Source organism: Streptomyces sp. NPDC031225 (assembly GCF_055570355.1).
Map to the genome: position 1 here is coordinate 155,494 of NZ_JBVIHJ010000017.1, position 16,388 is coordinate 171,881.

Here is a 16,388-nt window from a genome sequence, read left to right on the forward strand (position 1 = left end):
GGGCGCGACGAGTCCCCACCGGGCCGCATCCGACATGCAACCGTCAGAACCCCGGCCCCCCCACCTTGTCCCCCACCGCAGCGAGCCGCCCCCACAGCAGATCCGCCATGTTCCGTACCAATTCGGCGCGGGGGCACGGCCGTTCCCCCAGCCACCAGTCACCGGCCGCGTACATCATCCCGACGATCCCGTGGCCCCACACCCGGGCCAGCAGCTGGCTCCCGGGTCCGAGGTCCAGCCGCTCCTCGATGACCTGCCCCAACTCTTCACCCATCCTGCGCAACAACGGCGCGGAATGCTGGCCGACATCGAACCCCTGGTCCCCGACCTGGCTCCCCTCGGAGGGGTGCATCAGGAACCGGTACACCTGGGGGCGGGCCTCGATCGCGGCCAAGTACGTGTCCAGGGTCGCCTCGACCCGCTCACGCCGCTCCGCGGGAGCGTCCAACGCCGCCCGGAGCGAAGCCAGGAGAGCGTCGGTGTGCCGCATGGCGAGGGCGGCGTAGAGTCCCCCCTTGTCACCGAAGTGCCGGTACAGGATCGGCTTGGTGATGCCTGCTTCGGCGGCGATCGCGTTCATAGAGGCCTGCGGCCCGTCGCGCAGCACCACTCTGTCCGCGGCCTCCAGCAGTTCGCGCCGGCGGCGGTCGGCGGACCGCTGCTGATCGGTCCGCTGTGTGGTGTCCATGAGCTCTCCCCACCCGTGCTGAATCGGTAACGCCTGCGCAAACTAACACCTGACAGGCGATTGGCATCGAACAGGCTGCTGACTGGCATCGGCAGTTGACTTTTCCTACCCGCGGGTAACAGACTCGCGTTACCGCTAGTAACATGTATATGTACCGCCGCTGGAGGGGACATGGCCGAGTTCACCATGGAGCTCAACGACGAACAGAAGGAGGTCCGGGACTGGCTGCACGGCTTCGCCGCCGACGTCATCCGCCCCGCGGCCGCCGAATGGGACGAGCGCGAGGAGACTCCCTGGCCGGTCATCCAGGAGGCCGCGAAGGTAGGCATCTACTCCCTCGACTTCTACGCCCAGCAGTACTTCGACCCCACCGGGCTCGGTATCCCGATGGCGATGGAGGAGCTGTTCTGGGGCGACGCGGGCATCGCCCTGTCGATCGTAGGCACCGGTCTCGCCGCTGTCGGCGTTCTCGCCAACGGAACCGAGGAGCAGATCGGCACCTGGATCCCCCAGATGTACGGCGACGCCAACGATGTCAAGGTCGCCGCCTTCTGCTCCTCCGAGCCGGACGCCGGTTCCGACGTGGCCTCCATGCGCACGCGTGCGGTGTACGACGAGGCCAAGGACGAGTGGGTGCTCAACGGCACCAAGACCTGGGCGACCAACGGCGGCATCGCCAACGTCCACGTCGTCGTCGCGGTCGTCGACCCGGAGATCGGCTCCAAGGGTCACGCGTCCTTCATCGTGCCGCCGAACACACCGGGCCTGTCCCAGGGGCAGAAGTTCAAGAAGCACGGCATCCGCGCCTCGCACACCGCCGAGGTCGTCCTGGAGGACGTGCGCGTCCCCGGCCACTGCCTGCTCGGTGGCAAGGAGAAGCTGGACCAGCGCCTGGCGCGGGCCCGGGAGCGCGCCAAGGCCGGCAACGGCGAGCGCGTGAAGAACGCGGCGATGGCCACGTTCGAGGCGTCGCGGCCTGCGGTGGGCGCCATGGCCGTGGGTACCGCTCGTGCCGCCTACGAGGTGGCCCTGGACTACGCGAAGACGCGTGAGCAGTTCGGGCGCCCGATCATCGACAACCAGGGTGTGGCCTTCCAGCTCGCCGACATGCGGACGTCCATCGACGCCGCCCGGCTCCTGGTCTGGCGTGCCTCCTGGATGGCGGTCAACGGCAAGCAGTTCACCGCGGCCGAGGGCTCGATGTCGAAGCTGTTCGCGAGCGAGACCGCCAAGACGGTCACCGCACAGGCGGTGCAGATCCTGGGCGGCAACGGCTACACGCGGGAGTACCCGGTGGAGCGCATGCACCGGGACGCGGCGATCTACACGATCTTCGAGGGCACGAGCGAGATCCAGCGCCTGGTGATTGCTCGGACGCTTTCGGGGATGTCCATTCGGTAGCCGGCGCGGCTGCGGGCGGGTGGGGGCTGGTCGCGCCCACGCGGCGGAGCCGCACATCGATACAGCCCCACGTCCCTGGTGGGTCAACTCACCTGTGCTTCAGAGGTGTGAGTTGCTCGATGTCGTAGCGGCTCCGAAGCGCCTCGATTGCCGTATGGTCCGGCGGGCCCCCGCCCCCCAGGATCTCCAGCAACTCCTCGAAGTACCGCTCGTGATCCGGCGGCGGGCTCGCCTGGAAGAAGATCTTCGCCGGGGTGTCCGTCGGGTTGGCGAAGGCGTGCGGGCAGCCCGGGGGCACGACGATCACCGTTCCCGGCGTGGCGCGTACCACGCGCTTGCCCGAACCCGACTGCCAGCGTTGCCAGTTGTCGGGGGTGCGCACCCGCGGCTCGAAGGCCAGGACGTCCAGTTCGCCTTCGAGGACGTAGAACAACTCCTCGCTGCGGGTGTGCACATGGGCTCCCACGTCGAAGCCGGGCGGGACGATCACCTCGAACGTGGACGCCGTGCGGGAGTGCGAACCGGTCACCTTGAAGGTCACGTGCTGCGCAGGCGTCTGTACGACCCTGCCGTGCCCCGGGGGGACCAGGAGCCCGTCGGGAGCCGTCACCACGTCACCGGGAGGGCCTCGGGTCCGCGGATCAACGCGCCCTTCCTGAACGGGACCTGCTCGGGCGGCACCGCCAGCCTCAGGCCCGGCAGCCGGTCGAGCAGCGCGTCGACCAGCAGTCCGGACTCCAGCCGGGCCAGCATCGCGCCGGGGCAGAAGTGCGGTCCGAAGCCGAAGGACACATGCGGGTTGGGGCTGCGGGCGAAGTCGATCGTCTCCGGGTACGGGAACACGTCGGGGTCCCGGTTCGCGGAGAGATACGACACGTAGACCGGGTCGCCCGCACGGATCCGTACGCCCGCGATCCCCACGTCCTCCAGGGCGATCCGGGACAGGCCGACCGCGTTGCGGTGCGGGATGTAGCGCAGCAGCTCGTCGATGGCCCGCGGGCGGATCTCCGGCTCGGCGCGCAGCTGTTCGGCCAGGCCGGGGCGGGTCAGCAGCAGGTAGAACATCTGGCCGCTGTTGTTCGTCACCGCCTCGCCGCCGATCTGCAGCAGCACCGCGAGTCCGACGGCCTCGTCGAGCGTCACCTCGCCGCGGCCCACGGCGGTGCCGAGCAGGGAGGCCACGTCCTCGCCGGAGCCGCCCTCCCTGAGCCCGATGAGGTCGGCGAAGTAGGCGCCCATCTCGCTCTTGGCCCTCTCGCTGGCCTTCGCGCCATGCGAGGACGACAGGATCAGCTGGGTCCAGATGTGCATACCCCGCCGGTCGGCGGCCGGGACACCCATCAGCTCGCAGATCACCGCGATGGGGAAGGGGCTCAGGACGGTGGCCGTGAGGTCCGCCGGCGGGCCGTCCTGCACCAGTTCGTCGACCAGTTCGTCCAGCATCCGCCGGGACCTCTCCCGGACCCGCTCCACGCCCTTCGCGGTGAACGCGGCGGCCACCGAGCGGCGCAGCCGGGTGTGGTCCGGCGGGTCGAGGAAACCGACCGCGCCGCGCTGCGGGATGAAGTGCGGCGCGAGCCGGGTGACCGGCTGGTCCATGACGGCCTCACGGCTGAAGCGCGGGTCGTTGGTCACCGTCCGCACGTCCTCGTACCGGGTGACCAGCCAGGCCCAGCCCTCGCCGTTGGGCAGTTGGATGCGGGTGACGGGGCCCTCACGCATCAGCTCGGTCAGCACCGGGTCGAAGTCGACGCCGTTCAGTTCGAGCGCCGGCCAGTGCCGGACGGGGGGCAGGAACTCGGTGATCGTCTCGTCGGTCATCTTCACGCCGTCTCGTCGGGGCGCTGCCAGCGGCCCAGGGACATTTCCGCGGTGATGCCGGGTCCGAACCCGGCCAGCAGTCCGCGCGCCCGGTCGCGCGGCCCGCCCTCCTCGAACAGCCGCCGCAGCGCGTCCAGTACGACGGCGCTGGCGATGTTCCCGTACTCGGTGAGCGTGGCCCGGCTGAACCGGAAGGCGTGCGGGTCGACCTGGAGGAACCTGCTGAGGTCGTCGAGTATGCGGGGACCGCCCGCGTGGATTATGTAGAAGTCCAGGTCGGCCGCGTCCCAGCCGTGCAGACCCGCGAGGTCCTGGAGCGCCGGGGCCAGTGGCTCCATGGTGGCCGGCACCCGCTTGTCCAGTTGGAAGTGGAAGCCGGTAGCCCGGACGTCGTACATGATCCACTCCTCGGTCTTGGGGATCAGGTACGAGCCGTTGCGCTCCAGCTCGATGCCCTCGCCGCCCCGGCCGCGCACCACGGCGGCGGCGATTCCGTCGCCGAACAGGCCGTTGGACAGCAGGTTGCCGATGCCGAGGTCGCCCGGCTGGTAGCACAGGGAGCAGAACTCGCAGGCCACGACCAGGGCGTTGGCCCCGGGGTAGGCCGTGCAGAAGTCGTGCGCCCGGTTGATCGCGGCACCGCCGGCCGCGCAGCCCAGCTGGGCTATGGGGAGCTGCCGGGTGGTGCTCTCGAAGTCCATCTCGTTGATCAGCCACGCCGTCAGCGAGGGCATCATGAAGCCCGTGCACGACACGTAGACGATCACATCGATGTCGGAGGTCAGGAGCTCCGCGTCGTCCAGGGCCCGCTGCACCACCGCGGGCACCCGCGCCTTCGCCTCCGTCACATAGACCTTGTTGCGCTCCTCGAACCCGGGATGCCTCAGCGTCTCCTCGACGGGCTGCACGATGTGCCGGGTGCGGACCCCGGTGTTCTCGATCAACCGCAGCGCCAGCGGCAGTTGAGGGTGATCGGCGTGCAGGGAACGCGCCAGCTCCAGCGTGTCCTCCATCGTGATCACGTACTCCGGGACGGACACCGAGGGTCTGCACAAAGTCGCCATGAACCGCCTGCCTTCACCTCAGAGACTGGTCCAGACCACAATCACCCGAGGGAACGGCGACTTCGCGCGGGATTACTCCGAACGTGCGATCACGGAAGCACCCCGAAGGGGCGCGGGGCAGTATCGATGTGCGGCTCCGCCGCGTGGGCGCGACCAGCCACTGACGGCCCGCAGCCGGCGTCGATCAGCAACCCCTACGGCGCCCCACCGCTACTGTGCGCAATGCACGCCACGTCAATCCGGTCGGCCAGCTTCGCCAGCTCGATCGTCAGAGCGACGACCGTGTCCTCGTCCAGCCCGTCGGCCCCGGCCTCGACCAGGTGCAGCCAGCGTCCGCCGAGACTGCGCAGCAGCTTGCTCACATCGGCGGCAGCCACCTGCAGGGTTCCGCGGTCGTCGACGATCAGAGGGAGAGTCACTTCGCGGTTCACACCGGGGATCGTAGCCGCGCAGGCGTCACGCTCCGTGCCAAACCGTCGTGATGTTGCAGAACTCCCTGATTCCGTGCCCGGACAGCTCACGCCCGTACCCGGACCGCTTGACCCCGCCGAACGGGAACGCCGGATGCGAGGCCGTCATCCCGTTGACGAACACCCCGCCCGCCTCCAGATCCCGTACGAACCGGTCGACCTCGGCCTCGTCCCGCGTCCACACGTTGGAACTCAGCCCGAACGGCGAGTCGTTGGCGATCAGCACGGCCTCGTCGAGGTCGGCCGCCCGGTACAGGGTGGCCACCGGTCCGAAGGTCTCCTCGCGGTGGACGCGCATCTCGCGGGTGACGTCGGCGATGACCGTCGGCGGGTAGAACCAGCCGGGGCCGTCGGGCCGCTCGCCCCCGCACAGCACGCTCGCCCCGCTGCGCCTGGCGTCGTCGACCAGTTCCTCCAGGTCGTCCCGCCCCTGCTCGCTGGCGAGCGGCCCGACCTCGGTGTCCTCCTCCAGCGGGTCGCCGACCCTGAGGGCCTTCATGCCCTCGACGAACCGTTCGGCGAAGCGGTCGTAGACGTCGGTGTGCACGATGAACCGCTTGGCGGCGATGCAGGACTGCCCGTTGTTCTGCACCCGCGCGGTCACCGCGATCCGCGCGGCCCGGTCGACGTCCGCGGACGGCATCACGATGTACGGGTCGCTGCCACCCAGTTCGAGGACCGTCTTCTTGACCATGTCCCCGGCGGTGGAGGCGACCGCCCGCCCCGCGGGCTCACTGCCGGTGAGCGTGGCCGCCTTGACGCGTTCGTCGCGCAGGATGTCGTCGATGGCGCCCGATCCGACGAGCAGGGTCTGGAAACAGCCCTCGGAGTAGCCGGCCCGGTGGAAGAGGTCCTCCAGGAACAGGGCGGTCTGTGGCACGTTGGAGGCGTGCTTGAGCAGGCCGACGTTTCCGGCCATCAGGGCGGGCGCGGCGAACCGCACCACCTGCCACAGCGGGAAGTTCCACGGCATCACCGCGAGCACGGGGCCCAGTGGCCGGTAGCGGACCAGGGCGCGGGACGCCCCGGAGTCCTTGACGTCGGTCTCCGAGGGCTCCTCGTCGGCGAGCAGCGACTCCGCGTGCTCGGCGTACCAGCGCATCGCCTTGGCGCACTTGGCGGCCTCGGCGCGGGCCTGCTTGACCGGCTTGCCCATCTCGGTGGTCATGACCCGGGCGATGTCCTGCCCGTCGTCGTCGAGGAGTTCGGCGGCCCGGTTCAGGAGTCGGGCGCGCTCGGCGAACGGCGTCGCCCGGTAGGTGCGGAACGTGGCCTGGGCGAGCTGGAGCCTGCGCTCGATCTCCTCCTCGTCCATGGCCTGGTACGTCTTGAGCGTCTCGCCGTTCGCCGGGTTCACCGTCGCGATGGGCATGACCGACCTCCTGAAGAGCTGAGTGTGCTTCGACCTTCCCGCGCGCCGCGGGCGACCGCAACGCGTGGACGTCAGGCCGAGTGCTCAGCCAGCCGGTCGAGAAACGCGGCCTGCGCCGTGACGATCACGGTCCGGGCCCGGTCGAGGCCGAACCACTCGACGCGGTCCAGCTCCGGGAACTCCCGTGTCTGTCCCGACTTCGGCGGCCACTCCATGCGAAACGTCCCCGGTACCACCGTCGCCGGGTCGAGGTCCGCCTCGATCGCCCACACCGTGACGACCTTGCCGTTCGTCTGCCGCACCTCGCCCAGGGGTACGGCCTCCCCGTCGGGCGGCGCCAGCCCGAGCTCCTCCTGGAACTCCCGGCGGGCCGCGTCCCGGGCCGACTCCGAGCCGGACTCGTACTCGCCCTTCGGCACGCTCCACGCCCCGGCGTCCCGACGCGCGAAGAACGGCCCTCCCATATGGCCCAGCAACACCTCCAGACCGTCGTCGGTGTGCCGGAACAACAGCAGTCCCGCGCTCGTCTTCACGGCTTCACCTCGGGATGTGCGGCCAGCAGCGTCTCCACCGTGTCGGCCTCCTCCGGCCGCTTGTCCTCCCGGTAGCGGACCACGCGCGCAAAGCGGAGCGTGACGCCGGCCGGATAGCGGGTCGACCTCTGGAGGCCGTCGTAGGCGATCTCGACGACGAGTTCGGGACGTACGGTCACCACATAGCCGCCGCTGTCGACGGCCAGCTCCTGGAGCCGCTCGGTCTGCCAGGTGAGCATCGCGTCGGTCATGCCCTTGAAGGTCTTGCCGAGCATGGCGAAACCGCCGTCGGCGGTGCGGGCGCCGAGGTGGAGGTTGGAGAGTTTGCCGGTACGCCGTCCGTGGCCCCACTCGGCGGCCAGCACCACCAGGTCGAGGGTGTGCACGGGCTTGACCTTCAGCCAGGAGGCGCCGCGCCGGCCCGCGCTGTAGGGGGCGTCGAGAGACTTCACCACGACGCCCTCGTGGCCGCGCTCAAGGGTCCCGGCCAGGAAGTCCTCCGCGTCCCGCACGTCCTGCGGACCCGACACCAGTGCCCGCCGCACCCGCATCGGCTCGGGCACCAGACGGGCGAGCTCCGCGTGCCGTTCGGTGAAGGGCAGGTCGAGGAGATCGCGGTCGTCGACGGAGAGGGCGTCGAAGAAGACGGGGGAGACGGGCACCGCCGCGGCGGCCGTCGACACGTCCACACGGGAGCCGACCCGGCCCGCGGTCTCCTGGAAGGAGCGGGGTCGTCCCTGCTCGTCGAAGGCGATGACCTCGCCGTCCAGGATGAACCGGTCGCCTCGCAACTGCCTTGCCGCCGCCGTCAGTTCCGGCAACCGGTCGGTGATGTCGTCGAGCGTGCGGGTGTACAGCCGTACGACGTCGCCGTCGCGGTGGACCTGGACACGGATACCGTCCAGCTTCTCCTCGACCACGCACATGCCGAGCTTCTCGACCGCCTCGGCCACCGAAGAGGCACTGTGCGCCAGCATCGGCAGGACCGGGCGGCCCACGGTGAGGCGGAAGCGGTCCAGGGCGGGCGGGCCGTCGGTGAGCAGGGCCTCGGCCACCGTCTGGAGGGAGCCCGCGAGCATCACGGCACGGCGTACGTCCGCGGGAGGCGCGCCGGTGGCCTGGGCGAGCCCCTCGGTGGCGACCGCGTCCAGCGCGCCCTGCCGTACCTCGCCGCTGATCAGCCCCAGCAGGAACCGCTGCTCGTCCTCCGTGGCCGCGCCCATCAACTCCCCGACCAGCCGGGACCGTTCGGCCTGCGAGCCGGCGCCCGCGACCTTGCCGAGCGTGCTCAGCAGGGCGTCCACCTCGCGCACGGTCAGGGTCGGTTCGGCGGCGGGGGCGACCGGGCGGCTCAGCAGTTTCCAGCCGACGCCGAGCCGGCCCTGCGGGAGCCGTCCCGCGAGGTACGGGATGACGATCGGTACGTCGTCCGGGTCGGCCTCGCGGAACAGCTCGGCGAGCAGGGCGGTCTTCTTCGAGCGCGCCGAGGTCGCGGCGACTTCCCGGGACACCTGTGCCAGTCTCGCGAACAGCATGTAGTCATCGTTGCATGGTGCCTACAGGGTCGCGTTTTGGCTGCGGGTGCGTTGTGGCTGGTCGCGCCCGCGCGGCGGAGCCGCACATCGATGCAGCCCCGCGCCCCTGGGGAGTTGCGTCCAGGTCGGTCATCAGGAGCTCCCCGTTGATCGTCGCTCCTGCCCGGTAGCCGCCTGCCGCCGCGTTGATCACCTGCTCGCCGAAGCCCATCGCGTTGCCCACCGCCCAGACGCCCGGCACGGAGGTGAGCCCGGTCGGGTCGACCACGGGGTAGGAGCCGAACGGGGTCTCCGTGAACTCGGCGCCGAGCCTCTCCAGCAGCCCGGTCTGCGGTACCGCGCGGGGCGCGACGAACAGCACCTCGCGTGTGTGCACGGTGCCGTCGGCCAGGCGTACACCGGTCAGTCGGTCGCCCTCGATCGCCAGTCCGGCCACCGCACCCGGCACCACCTCGACGCCCGCCGCGGCCAGCCTCCGCAGGTCGTCGTCCGAGAGGTCGGACTCGGGGACGGTGTGCAGGAAGAGGGTCACGTCCTTCGACCACTGGGAGACCATCAGCGCCTGGTGCACGCTGAGCGGGGTCGTCGCGAGCACCCCGAAGGCCTGGTCGCGGACCTCCCAGCCGTGGCAGTACGGGCAGTGCAGGACGTCCTTGCCGAAGCGCTCGGCGACGCCGGGCACGTCGGGGAGCTCGTCCTTGAGGCCGGTCGCGACGACGAGGCGCCGGGCCCGCAGCACCCGTCCGCCCGCCAGGGTCACGGTGAAGCCCTCGGTGACCTCGACCACCCGGTCCTCGACCAGTTCGACGCCGTACGCCTTGATCTCCTCGCGGCCGATCGCCAGGAACTCGGCGGGTGGCATGCCGTCGCGGGTGAGGAAGCCCTGCATGTGCGCGGCGGGCGCGTTGCGCGGTTCGCCCGCGTCGACGACCAGGGTCCGGCGCCTGGCGCGGCCCAGGACCAGTGCGGCGGACAGTCCGGCGGCTCCGCCACCGATGACGATCACTTCGTGTTCGTATGTCTCGGTCATACCGACACGGTTGCTCCGCCGGTGCGGGATTGACAAACTTCTTTGCCGATTCTGCAATATCTCTCATGACTACCGATGACGTTCTCGCCGAAGTGGGACCGAGGCTCAGGCGGCTGCGGAAGGACCGGGAGGTGACGCTCGCGGCGCTGTCCGAGACGACCGGGATCTCCGTGAGCACCCTGTCCCGTCTGGAGTCCGGCCTGCGCAAACCGAGTCTGGAGCTGCTGCTGCCGATCGCGCAGGCCCATCAGGTGCCGCTGGACGAACTGGTCGGCGCCCCGCCGGTGGGCGATCCCCGGGTGCGGACCGCCCCGCTCGAACGCCACGGGCGCACCTTCTGGCCGCTGACGCGGCAGCCCGGTGGACTCCAGGCATTCAAGGTGCTGGTGCCGCAGCGAGAGGAGGAGCCGGAGCTGCGCACCCATGAGGGCTACGAGTGGCTGTACGTGCTGGCGGGGCGGCTGCGGGTGGTACTGGGGGACCACGACGTGGTGATGGCGGCGGGGGAGGCGGCGGAGTTCGACACCCGGGTGCCGCACTGGTTCGGATCGACGGGGGAGGGGCCGGCGGAGTTCCTGAGCCTCTTCGGGCCGCAGGGCGAGCGGATGCATGTACGGGCGCGGCCTCGCAAGGCGTGACGCGGGCGTGCGGAACACGTGACGAGGGTGACTGTTCACTCGGGAGCTGTTCCCTGATCGGCAAGCGACCGCTTAGTATGCGGGGGATCCCGGTCAGACCCCGGCATGACGACGCAGTCCTGTGGAGGCCCCCCATGCAGGCATGGCAAGTGCACGAGAACGGCGAGCCGAGCGAGGCGATGCGCCTCGATGACGTGGCGCAGCCCGTGCCCGGCGACGGCCAGGTCCTGCTGAAGGTGCGTGCCGCGAACATCAACTTCCCGGACGTGCTGATGTGCCGGGGCCACTACCAGGTCAGGCCGCCGCTGCCGTTCACGCCGGGCGTGGAGATCTGCGGCGAGACCGAGGACGGGCGGCGGGTCATCGCCAACCCCGCGCTGCCGTACGGCGGATTCGCCGAGTACGCCGTCGCGGACGCCGCCGCCCTGCTGCCCGCACCCGACTCGCTGGACGACGCCGAGGCCGCGGCGCTGCACATCGGCTACCAGACGGGCTGGTTCGGTCTGCACCGGCGGGCCCGCCTGGAGGCCGGGGAGACGCTGCTGGTCCACGCCGCCGCGGGAGGGGTCGGCAGTGCGGCCGTGCAGCTCGGCAAGGCGGCCGGGGCCACCGTCATAGGTGTCGTCGGCGGTGCCGAGAAGGCCGCCGTCGCCCGGGAGCTGGGCTGTGACGTGGTGGTCGACCGGCGGAGCGAGGACGTCGTCGCCGCCGTGAAGGAGGCCACCGGGGGCCGGGGCGCGGACGTGGTCTACGACCCCGTGGGCGGCGAGGCCTACACGCAGTCGACCAAGGTCGTCGCCTTCGAGGGACGCATCGTGGTCGTCGGCTTCGCGAGCGGGACCATCCCCAGCCCCGGCCTCAACCACGCCCTGGTGAAGAACTACGCGATCCTCGGACTGCACTGGGGTCTGTACAACACCAAGAACCCGAAGCTGGTCCAGCACTGCCACGAGCAGCTGACCGAACTGGCCGCCCGGGGCGCGATCAAGCCGCTGGTGAGCGAGCGGGTGCCGCTCGCCGGGGCCGCGGACGCCGCGCAGCGCCTCGGTGACGGCGTCACCACGGGCCGGGTCGTCGTCGTCCCGTCCCTCGGCAAGGGAGCCGCAGTATGACCGACGCAGCCGAACTCAAGCGCCGCACAGCCGAGTTGCTGGCCGCGCACCCGCCGGCGACCACGGACCGGCAGACCTTCCTGAAGGCCCGCTTCGACGCCGGGCTCGCCTGGGTGCACTACCCCGAGGGCCTCGGCGGACTCGGCGCCCCCCGCTCCCTCCAGGCCGTCGTGGACGCGGAGCTGGAGGCCGCGGGAGCCCCCGACAACGACCCGCGGCGCAACGGCATCGGCCTCGGCATGGCCGCGCCGACGATCCTCAAGTACGGCACCGACGAGCAGAAGCAGCGCTACCTGCGGCCCCTGTGGGTGGGGGAGGAGGTCTGGTGCCAGCTCTTCAGCGAGCCCGGCGCCGGATCCGACCTCGCCGCGCTCGGTACCCGGGCCGTCCGTGAGGGCGACACCTGGGTGGTCAACGGGCAGAAGGTGTGGACGTCCGGCGCCCACAACTCCCGCTGGGCCATCCTCATCGCCCGCACCGACCCGGACGTGCCCAAGCACCGCGGCATCACCTACTTCCTCTGCGACATGACCGACCCGGGCGTCGACGTGCGGCCGCTGCGCCAGATCACCGGCGAGGCCGAGTTCAACGAGGTCTTCCTCACCGACGTCCGCATCCCCGACAGCTGCCGGCTCGGCGAGGTCGGCGACGGCTGGAGGGTCGCGCAGACCACCCTGAACAACGAGCGCGTCGCGATCGGCGGCATGCGGCTGCCCCGCGAGGGCGGCATGATCGGCCCGATCTCCAGGACCTGGCGCGAGCGCCCCGAACTGCGCACCCAGGACCTGCACCAGCGCCTGCTGAAGCTCTGGGTCGACTCCGAGGTCGCCCGTCTCACCGCCGAACGCCTGCGCCAGCAGCTCGTCGCAGGACAGCCCGGCCCCGAGGGCGCCGGCATGAAGCTCGCCTTCGCCCGCCTCAACCAGGAGATCAGCGGCCTGGAGGTCGAACTCCGCGGTGAGGAAGGGCTGTTGTACGACGACTGGACCATGCGCCGGCCCGAACTCGTGGACTTCACCGGCCGCGACGCCGGGTACCGCTACCTCCGTTCCAAGGGCAACAGCATCGAGGGCGGGACCACCGAGGTCCTGCTCAACATCGTCGCCGAGCGCGTCCTGGGCCTGCCGTCCGAGCCGCGCACCGACAAGGACCTCGCATGGAAGGACCTGTCCCGATGAGTGCACAGTCCGATCTTCTCTACTCCGAGGAGGAAGAGGCGCTGCGGGCCGCCGTACGGGACCTGCTCGCCGACCACTGCGACGCGCCGGGAGTGATCGCCCGCACCGAGTCGGACACCCCGCACGACCTCGCCGCGTGGAAGGCCCTCGCCGACGGCATGGGCCTCGCCGGACTCCTGGTGCCCGAGGCGAAGGGCGGTCAGGGGGCCACGCACCGCGAAGCCGCCGTCGTCCTGGAGGAGTTGGGCCGTGCGGTCGCGCCCGTGCCCTACCTCACCAGTGCCGTCGTCGCCACCGAGGCCCTGCTCGCCTGTGACGCCGACGACCTGTTGGCCGAGCTCGCGTCCGGACGACGGGTCGGCGCCCTCGCCGTCGCGCTGAACGTCGCCCCGGGCGGCGCCTACAAGGTCGTACGCCATGAAGACGGCGGCCTGCACGGGGAGTTGACCGCAGTCGCGGACGCCGTGGTGGCCGACGTGCTGCTGATCCCCGCGGACGACGGCGGGCTGTACGCGGTCGAGGCCTCCGCCGCGACCGTCACCCCGCAGGTCTCCTTCGACCTGACCCGGCCGCTCGCGACCGTCACCCTCGACGCGGCACCGGGCCGCCTCCTCGGCGACGCAGAACCCGCCGTGCGCCGGGCCCTCACGGCCGGAGCCGGACTGCTCGCATCCGAACAACTCGGGCTCGCCGACTGGACGTTGACCGAAACCGTGCGCTACCTCAAGGGGCGCAAGCAGTTCAACAGGCCCGTCGGCGGATTCCAGGCGCTCAAGCACCGCCTCGCCCAGCTGTGGCTGGAGGTCGTCAACCTCCGTGCCGCCGCCCGCAACGCCGCCGACGCGCTCACGACGGGTACGGACACCGACGTGTCGGTCACCGTCGCCCAGGCCTACGCGGCGTCCGTCGCCGTGCACGCCGCCGAGGAGGCGCTCCAGCTGCACGCCGGGATCGGCATGACCTGGGAGCACCCGGTCCATCTGTATCTGAAGCGGGCCAAGGCCGATTCGATCGCGTACGGCACGGCGGGCGCCCACCGCGCCCGGTTGGCCGAACTCGTCGACCTCCAGGCTCCCTGAACACCATCCGGTGCAGCCCCGTGAAGCCCGCCCCACCTGGGGCGGGCTTCTTCGTGCGGCTGCGCGGAAGGAGTGAACAAGCGACGGCAGTCCGGCCAACTCCTGGCACGTACAGGTCCATTGGGTGCCGAACAGCCCCATACTCCCTGTGGTTCCGACCCACCCCACAGGGAGGCAGAACATGGCCCGCATCACTCGTCGCAGAGCCCTCACCACCCTCGGCGCCACGGCCGCGGCGGTCCTCGCACCGCCCGTGGGCAGTGCCTGGGCCGACGGCCACAAGCACCGCCCCCGCCCGTTGTGGCGCGCCCACGCCCACAACGACTACGACCACCCGCGCCCCCTCCTCGACGCCCTCGACCACCGCTTCGGCAGCGTCGAGGCCGACATCTTCCTCGTCGGCGACCAACTCCTCATCGCCCACGACGCGACCGACCTCGACCCGACGCGCACCCTGGAGTCCCTCTACCTCGACCCGCTGGCCGCCCGCGTCAGGGCCAACCACGGTTCCGTGTACCGGGGTCACCGCAGGCCGCTGCAGCTGCTCATCGACATCAAGACCGAGGGCTCCTCGACCTACCTCGAACTCGACCGTCATCTCCGGCGCCACAAGCACCTGTTCACGACCTACGTGAACGGCCGCGTCCACCCCGGCCCCGTCACCGCCGTCATCTCCGGCGACCGGGCCGCCCGTATCCCGATGGAGGCCCAGACCGTACGCCGGGCCTTCTACGACGGCCGGCTGACCGACCTGGGCAGCTCCGCGCCCGCCTCCTTCATCCCGCTGATCAGCGACAACTGGACGCTCACCTTCACCTGGCTCGGCGTGGGCGCCTTCCCCGACACCGAGCGGCAGAAGCTGCGGAGCATCGTCCAGCAGGCCCACGCACGCGGGCAGAAGGTGCGGTTCTGGGCCACCCCGGACCTCGCGGGCCCGGCCCGGGACGCCCTGTGGACCGAACTCCTCGCGGCCGGTGTCGACTACCTCAACACCGACGACCTGGCGGGCCTGGAGGCCTTCCTGGACGCCCACCGGCGAGCGTCCTCGAACGGGTAGGGACATCACTCGTTCGGGGGGCGGGTCAGCCACCCGGACGAACCCTCCGCTACGCCACACTTGCGGCCGAACGCCGCGAAACGCACGGGGCGGTGTGGCGGAGGAGGCTGTCCATGGCGATTTCCATTTCTGTACTGGTGCTGCTGCTGATCCTGGCGGTGATCTTCGTGCGCAGCGGCGGGCTCAAGGCCTCCCACGCGCTGGTGTGCGTGCTGCTCGGCTTCTTCCTCGCCGGAACGAGCATCGCGCCCACCATCCACAGCGGCATCACGGCGACGGCGGACATCGTCAGCAGCCTGCGGCCCTGAGGCCGTACAGGGGCTGTTCAGGGGGACCTTCAGGAGGCAGAGAAGACCCCGATGCCGTTCGGTACGGGCCGTTCGGTGCCGCCCGAGGGGTGGTTGAGGGCGGCGACGGAGGCGGTACCGGGTGTGCGGGCGGCCATGGTCGTGGAGCCGCCGCCGTCCAGGCTGAAGGCGTCGACCGCGCCCAACGTCCGCATGGTGTCCGCCACTTCGGCGATGGTGAGCCCGCCGCGGTAGGCGGGCGCCCCGTCCAGCGCGAGGAGATACAGCCGCCGCCCGCCGTCCGCGACGCCCACCGCCGTCCGCACGGCCGACACCGTGTCGTCGAGTCCGGGCAGCGAGCGCCCCTCCTCCAGCACCGGGTACCCGCCGAGCGCGAAGCGGTACGGGACCGCCGACGAGGCCGCGACCAGCCGGTGCCGGACCGTCACCGCAGCGCCGACGGCGAGCTTGCGCAGGTGCTGCGCGCCCGCCTCCCGGCCCACGAGCACGGTGGTGTCGGCACTGATCGGCCCGCTGCCCGGGGTGTCGGCGGTGGCCACGACCCGGCCGCCGCGGACCGTCACCTCGTGGGTGTCGGTGCTGCACGGCGCGGCCCGGTTCGTGTCTGTCCCGCAGGTCGCCCGGACCCGGGACACGGCGCCCCAGTCCGAGGTGAACGCCCCCACCGAACCGACGGGCAGCGCGTACTGGTTCAGCCCGCCGAGCGGCAGCTGTCCCTCGGGAGTCAGGACCGAGCCGTCGAGGGTCAGGTCGTCCAGCCGGGCCCGGCGGTCGGTACCCACGCCGAACACCTCCCTGGTGCTGGTGCCGGGCGGCAGTGCGGGCCCGAAGCGCTGGCCGTCCGGCACCGCCGCCTTGAGTAGGCGGCCCTGCGCGATCGCCGGGCCCACACTCGCGCCGGTGGCCTCGACCCCCGGGTGCTGAGTCTCCGTGATGTTGAAGAAGTCGCCGTTCACCCCCGCGAGGGCGCCCTGGGGGGGGGGGGGGGGGGGGGAGGGGGGAGGGGGGGGAGGGGAGGGGGGAGGGGGGGAGGGGCCTCACACCCCCGAGGGTTACCCGGGTCCGCGCAATAACCGGGGGTGGGGAGGGGCCGAGTGCTGGT

Annotated in this window: 16 protein-coding genes and 1 pseudogene; 7 read left to right on the forward strand and 10 right to left on the reverse strand. The window is 71.1% G+C overall.

What is annotated here, in order from left to right; genetic code table 11:
- Nucleotides 1–43 precede the first annotated feature (43 nt).
- Nucleotides 44–688 carry a TetR/AcrR family transcriptional regulator gene (locus ACZ48Z_RS27735; protein WP_468738602.1) on the reverse strand — a complete coding sequence of 215 codons (645 nt, stop codon included), beginning with the start codon at nt 686–688 and terminating at the stop codon, nt 44–46.
- 171 nt (nt 689–859) lie between these two features.
- On the opposite strand from ACZ48Z_RS27735, the gene ACZ48Z_RS27740 reads away from it, so the two are divergent.
- The gene (locus ACZ48Z_RS27740) at nt 860–2,089 is read left to right on the forward strand and encodes an acyl-CoA dehydrogenase family protein (RefSeq protein ID WP_468738603.1); all 1,230 of its coding nucleotides are present in this window, start codon (nt 860–862) and stop codon (nt 2,087–2,089) included.
- 88 nt (nt 2,090–2,177) lie between these two features.
- Here the strand turns inward: ACZ48Z_RS27740 and ACZ48Z_RS27745 are convergent, their stop codons facing one another.
- From ACZ48Z_RS27745 to ACZ48Z_RS27780, 8 genes are all read right to left on the reverse strand, one after another.
- Nucleotides 2,178–2,699: a cupin domain-containing protein gene (locus tag ACZ48Z_RS27745; protein WP_468738604.1), complete on the reverse strand. Its 522-nt coding sequence runs from the start codon at nt 2,697–2,699 to the stop codon at nt 2,178–2,180.
- Nucleotides 2,696–3,910, reverse strand: coding sequence for a cytochrome P450 (locus tag ACZ48Z_RS27750; RefSeq protein ID WP_468738605.1), 1,215 nt, complete (start codon nt 3,908–3,910; stop codon nt 2,696–2,698). Before ACZ48Z_RS27750 ends, ACZ48Z_RS27745 begins: the two co-directional genes overlap by 4 nt.
- A 2-nt stretch (nt 3,911–3,912) precedes the next feature.
- On the reverse strand, nt 3,913–4,974 hold the full coding sequence (locus ACZ48Z_RS27755) for a type III polyketide synthase (RefSeq protein ID WP_468738606.1): 1,062 nt from the start codon (nt 4,972–4,974) through the stop codon (nt 3,913–3,915).
- 194 nt (nt 4,975–5,168) lie between these two features.
- Nucleotides 5,169–5,405: a DUF6213 family protein gene (locus ACZ48Z_RS27760; RefSeq protein ID WP_468738607.1), complete on the reverse strand. Its 237-nt coding sequence runs from the start codon at nt 5,403–5,405 to the stop codon at nt 5,169–5,171.
- Nucleotides 5,406–5,430: 25 nt separating this feature from the next.
- A complete protein-coding gene (locus tag ACZ48Z_RS27765; protein WP_468738608.1) occupies nt 5,431–6,816 on the reverse strand; it encodes an NADP-dependent succinic semialdehyde dehydrogenase in 1,386 nt (461 codons plus the stop codon).
- Nucleotides 6,817–6,887: 71 nt separating this feature from the next.
- Nucleotides 6,888–7,349, reverse strand: coding sequence for an NUDIX hydrolase (locus ACZ48Z_RS27770; RefSeq protein WP_468738609.1), 462 nt, complete (start codon nt 7,347–7,349; stop codon nt 6,888–6,890).
- On the reverse strand, nt 7,346–8,884 hold the full coding sequence (locus ACZ48Z_RS27775; protein ID WP_468738610.1) for an ATP-dependent DNA ligase: 1,539 nt from the start codon (nt 8,882–8,884) through the stop codon (nt 7,346–7,348). Before ACZ48Z_RS27775 ends, ACZ48Z_RS27770 begins: the two co-directional genes overlap by 4 nt.
- 4 nt (nt 8,885–8,888) lie before the next feature.
- Nucleotides 8,889–9,914 (reverse strand): NAD(P)/FAD-dependent oxidoreductase, encoded by a 1,026-nt coding sequence (locus ACZ48Z_RS27780; protein ID WP_468738611.1) that lies wholly within the window; start codon nt 9,912–9,914, stop codon nt 8,889–8,891.
- A 65-nt stretch (nt 9,915–9,979) separates the two neighbouring features.
- Here ACZ48Z_RS27780 and ACZ48Z_RS27785 point away from each other — a divergent pair, with 65 nt between their 5' ends.
- The 6 genes from ACZ48Z_RS27785 (at nt 9,980) to ACZ48Z_RS27810 (ending at nt 15,286) form a co-directional block, all read left to right on the forward strand.
- Nucleotides 9,980–10,552: a helix-turn-helix domain-containing protein gene (locus ACZ48Z_RS27785; RefSeq protein WP_468738612.1), complete on the forward strand. Its 573-nt coding sequence runs from the start codon at nt 9,980–9,982 to the stop codon at nt 10,550–10,552.
- Nucleotides 10,553–10,686: 134 nt separating this feature from the next.
- Entirely contained in the window at nt 10,687–11,664 is a 978-nt protein-coding gene (locus ACZ48Z_RS27790) for an NADPH:quinone oxidoreductase family protein (RefSeq protein WP_468738613.1), read from the forward strand.
- A complete protein-coding gene (locus ACZ48Z_RS27795) occupies nt 11,661–12,842 on the forward strand; it encodes an acyl-CoA dehydrogenase family protein (protein ID WP_468738614.1) in 1,182 nt (393 codons plus the stop codon). The genes ACZ48Z_RS27790 and ACZ48Z_RS27795 overlap by 4 nt, the downstream gene beginning before the upstream one ends.
- Nucleotides 12,839–13,921 (forward strand): acyl-CoA dehydrogenase family protein, encoded by a 1,083-nt coding sequence (locus ACZ48Z_RS27800; RefSeq protein WP_468738615.1) that lies wholly within the window; start codon nt 12,839–12,841, stop codon nt 13,919–13,921. Before ACZ48Z_RS27795 ends, ACZ48Z_RS27800 begins: the two co-directional genes overlap by 4 nt.
- A 181-nt stretch (nt 13,922–14,102) precedes the next feature.
- Nucleotides 14,103–14,978, forward strand: coding sequence for a phosphatidylinositol-specific phospholipase C/glycerophosphodiester phosphodiesterase family protein (locus ACZ48Z_RS27805; RefSeq protein ID WP_468738616.1), 876 nt, complete (start codon nt 14,103–14,105; stop codon nt 14,976–14,978).
- A gap of 113 nt (nt 14,979–15,091) precedes the next feature.
- Nucleotides 15,092–15,286 carry a hypothetical protein gene (locus ACZ48Z_RS27810; RefSeq protein ID WP_468738617.1) on the forward strand — a complete coding sequence of 65 codons (195 nt, stop codon included), beginning with the start codon at nt 15,092–15,094 and terminating at the stop codon, nt 15,284–15,286.
- A gap of 29 nt (nt 15,287–15,315) precedes the next feature.
- On the opposite strand, the pseudogene ACZ48Z_RS27815 reads toward ACZ48Z_RS27810, so the two are convergent.
- Nucleotides 15,316–16,260: pseudogene (locus tag ACZ48Z_RS27815) on the reverse strand (phosphodiester glycosidase family protein); the annotation flags it as partial.
- Nucleotides 16,261–16,388 lie beyond the last annotated feature (128 nt).

Coding starts and splice junctions, on each gene's coding strand:
- ACZ48Z_RS27735 (WP_468738602.1), bottom strand. CDS start 688: ATGGACACCACACAGCGGACCGATCAGCAGCGGTCCGCCGACCGCCGC.
- ACZ48Z_RS27740 (WP_468738603.1), top strand. CDS start 860: ATGGCCGAGTTCACCATGGAGCTCAACGACGAACAGAAGGAGGTCCGG.
- ACZ48Z_RS27750 (WP_468738605.1), bottom strand. CDS start 3,910: ATGACCGACGAGACGATCACCGAGTTCCTGCCCCCCGTCCGGCACTGG.
- ACZ48Z_RS27755 (WP_468738606.1), bottom strand. CDS start 4,974: ATGGCGACTTTGTGCAGACCCTCGGTGTCCGTCCCGGAGTACGTGATC.
- ACZ48Z_RS27765 (WP_468738608.1), bottom strand. CDS start 6,816: ATGCCCATCGCGACGGTGAACCCGGCGAACGGCGAGACGCTCAAGACG.
- ACZ48Z_RS27775 (WP_468738610.1), bottom strand. CDS start 8,884: ATGCTGTTCGCGAGACTGGCACAGGTGTCCCGGGAAGTCGCCGCGACC.
- ACZ48Z_RS27780 (WP_468738611.1), bottom strand. CDS start 9,914: ATGACCGAGACATACGAACACGAAGTGATCGTCATCGGTGGCGGAGCC.
- ACZ48Z_RS27785 (WP_468738612.1), top strand. CDS start 9,980: ATGACTACCGATGACGTTCTCGCCGAAGTGGGACCGAGGCTCAGGCGG.
- ACZ48Z_RS27790 (WP_468738613.1), top strand. CDS start 10,687: ATGCAGGCATGGCAAGTGCACGAGAACGGCGAGCCGAGCGAGGCGATG.
- ACZ48Z_RS27795 (WP_468738614.1), top strand. CDS start 11,661: ATGACCGACGCAGCCGAACTCAAGCGCCGCACAGCCGAGTTGCTGGCC.
- ACZ48Z_RS27800 (WP_468738615.1), top strand. CDS start 12,839: ATGAGTGCACAGTCCGATCTTCTCTACTCCGAGGAGGAAGAGGCGCTG.
- ACZ48Z_RS27805 (WP_468738616.1), top strand. CDS start 14,103: ATGGCCCGCATCACTCGTCGCAGAGCCCTCACCACCCTCGGCGCCACG.
- ACZ48Z_RS27810 (WP_468738617.1), top strand. CDS start 15,092: ATGGCGATTTCCATTTCTGTACTGGTGCTGCTGCTGATCCTGGCGGTG.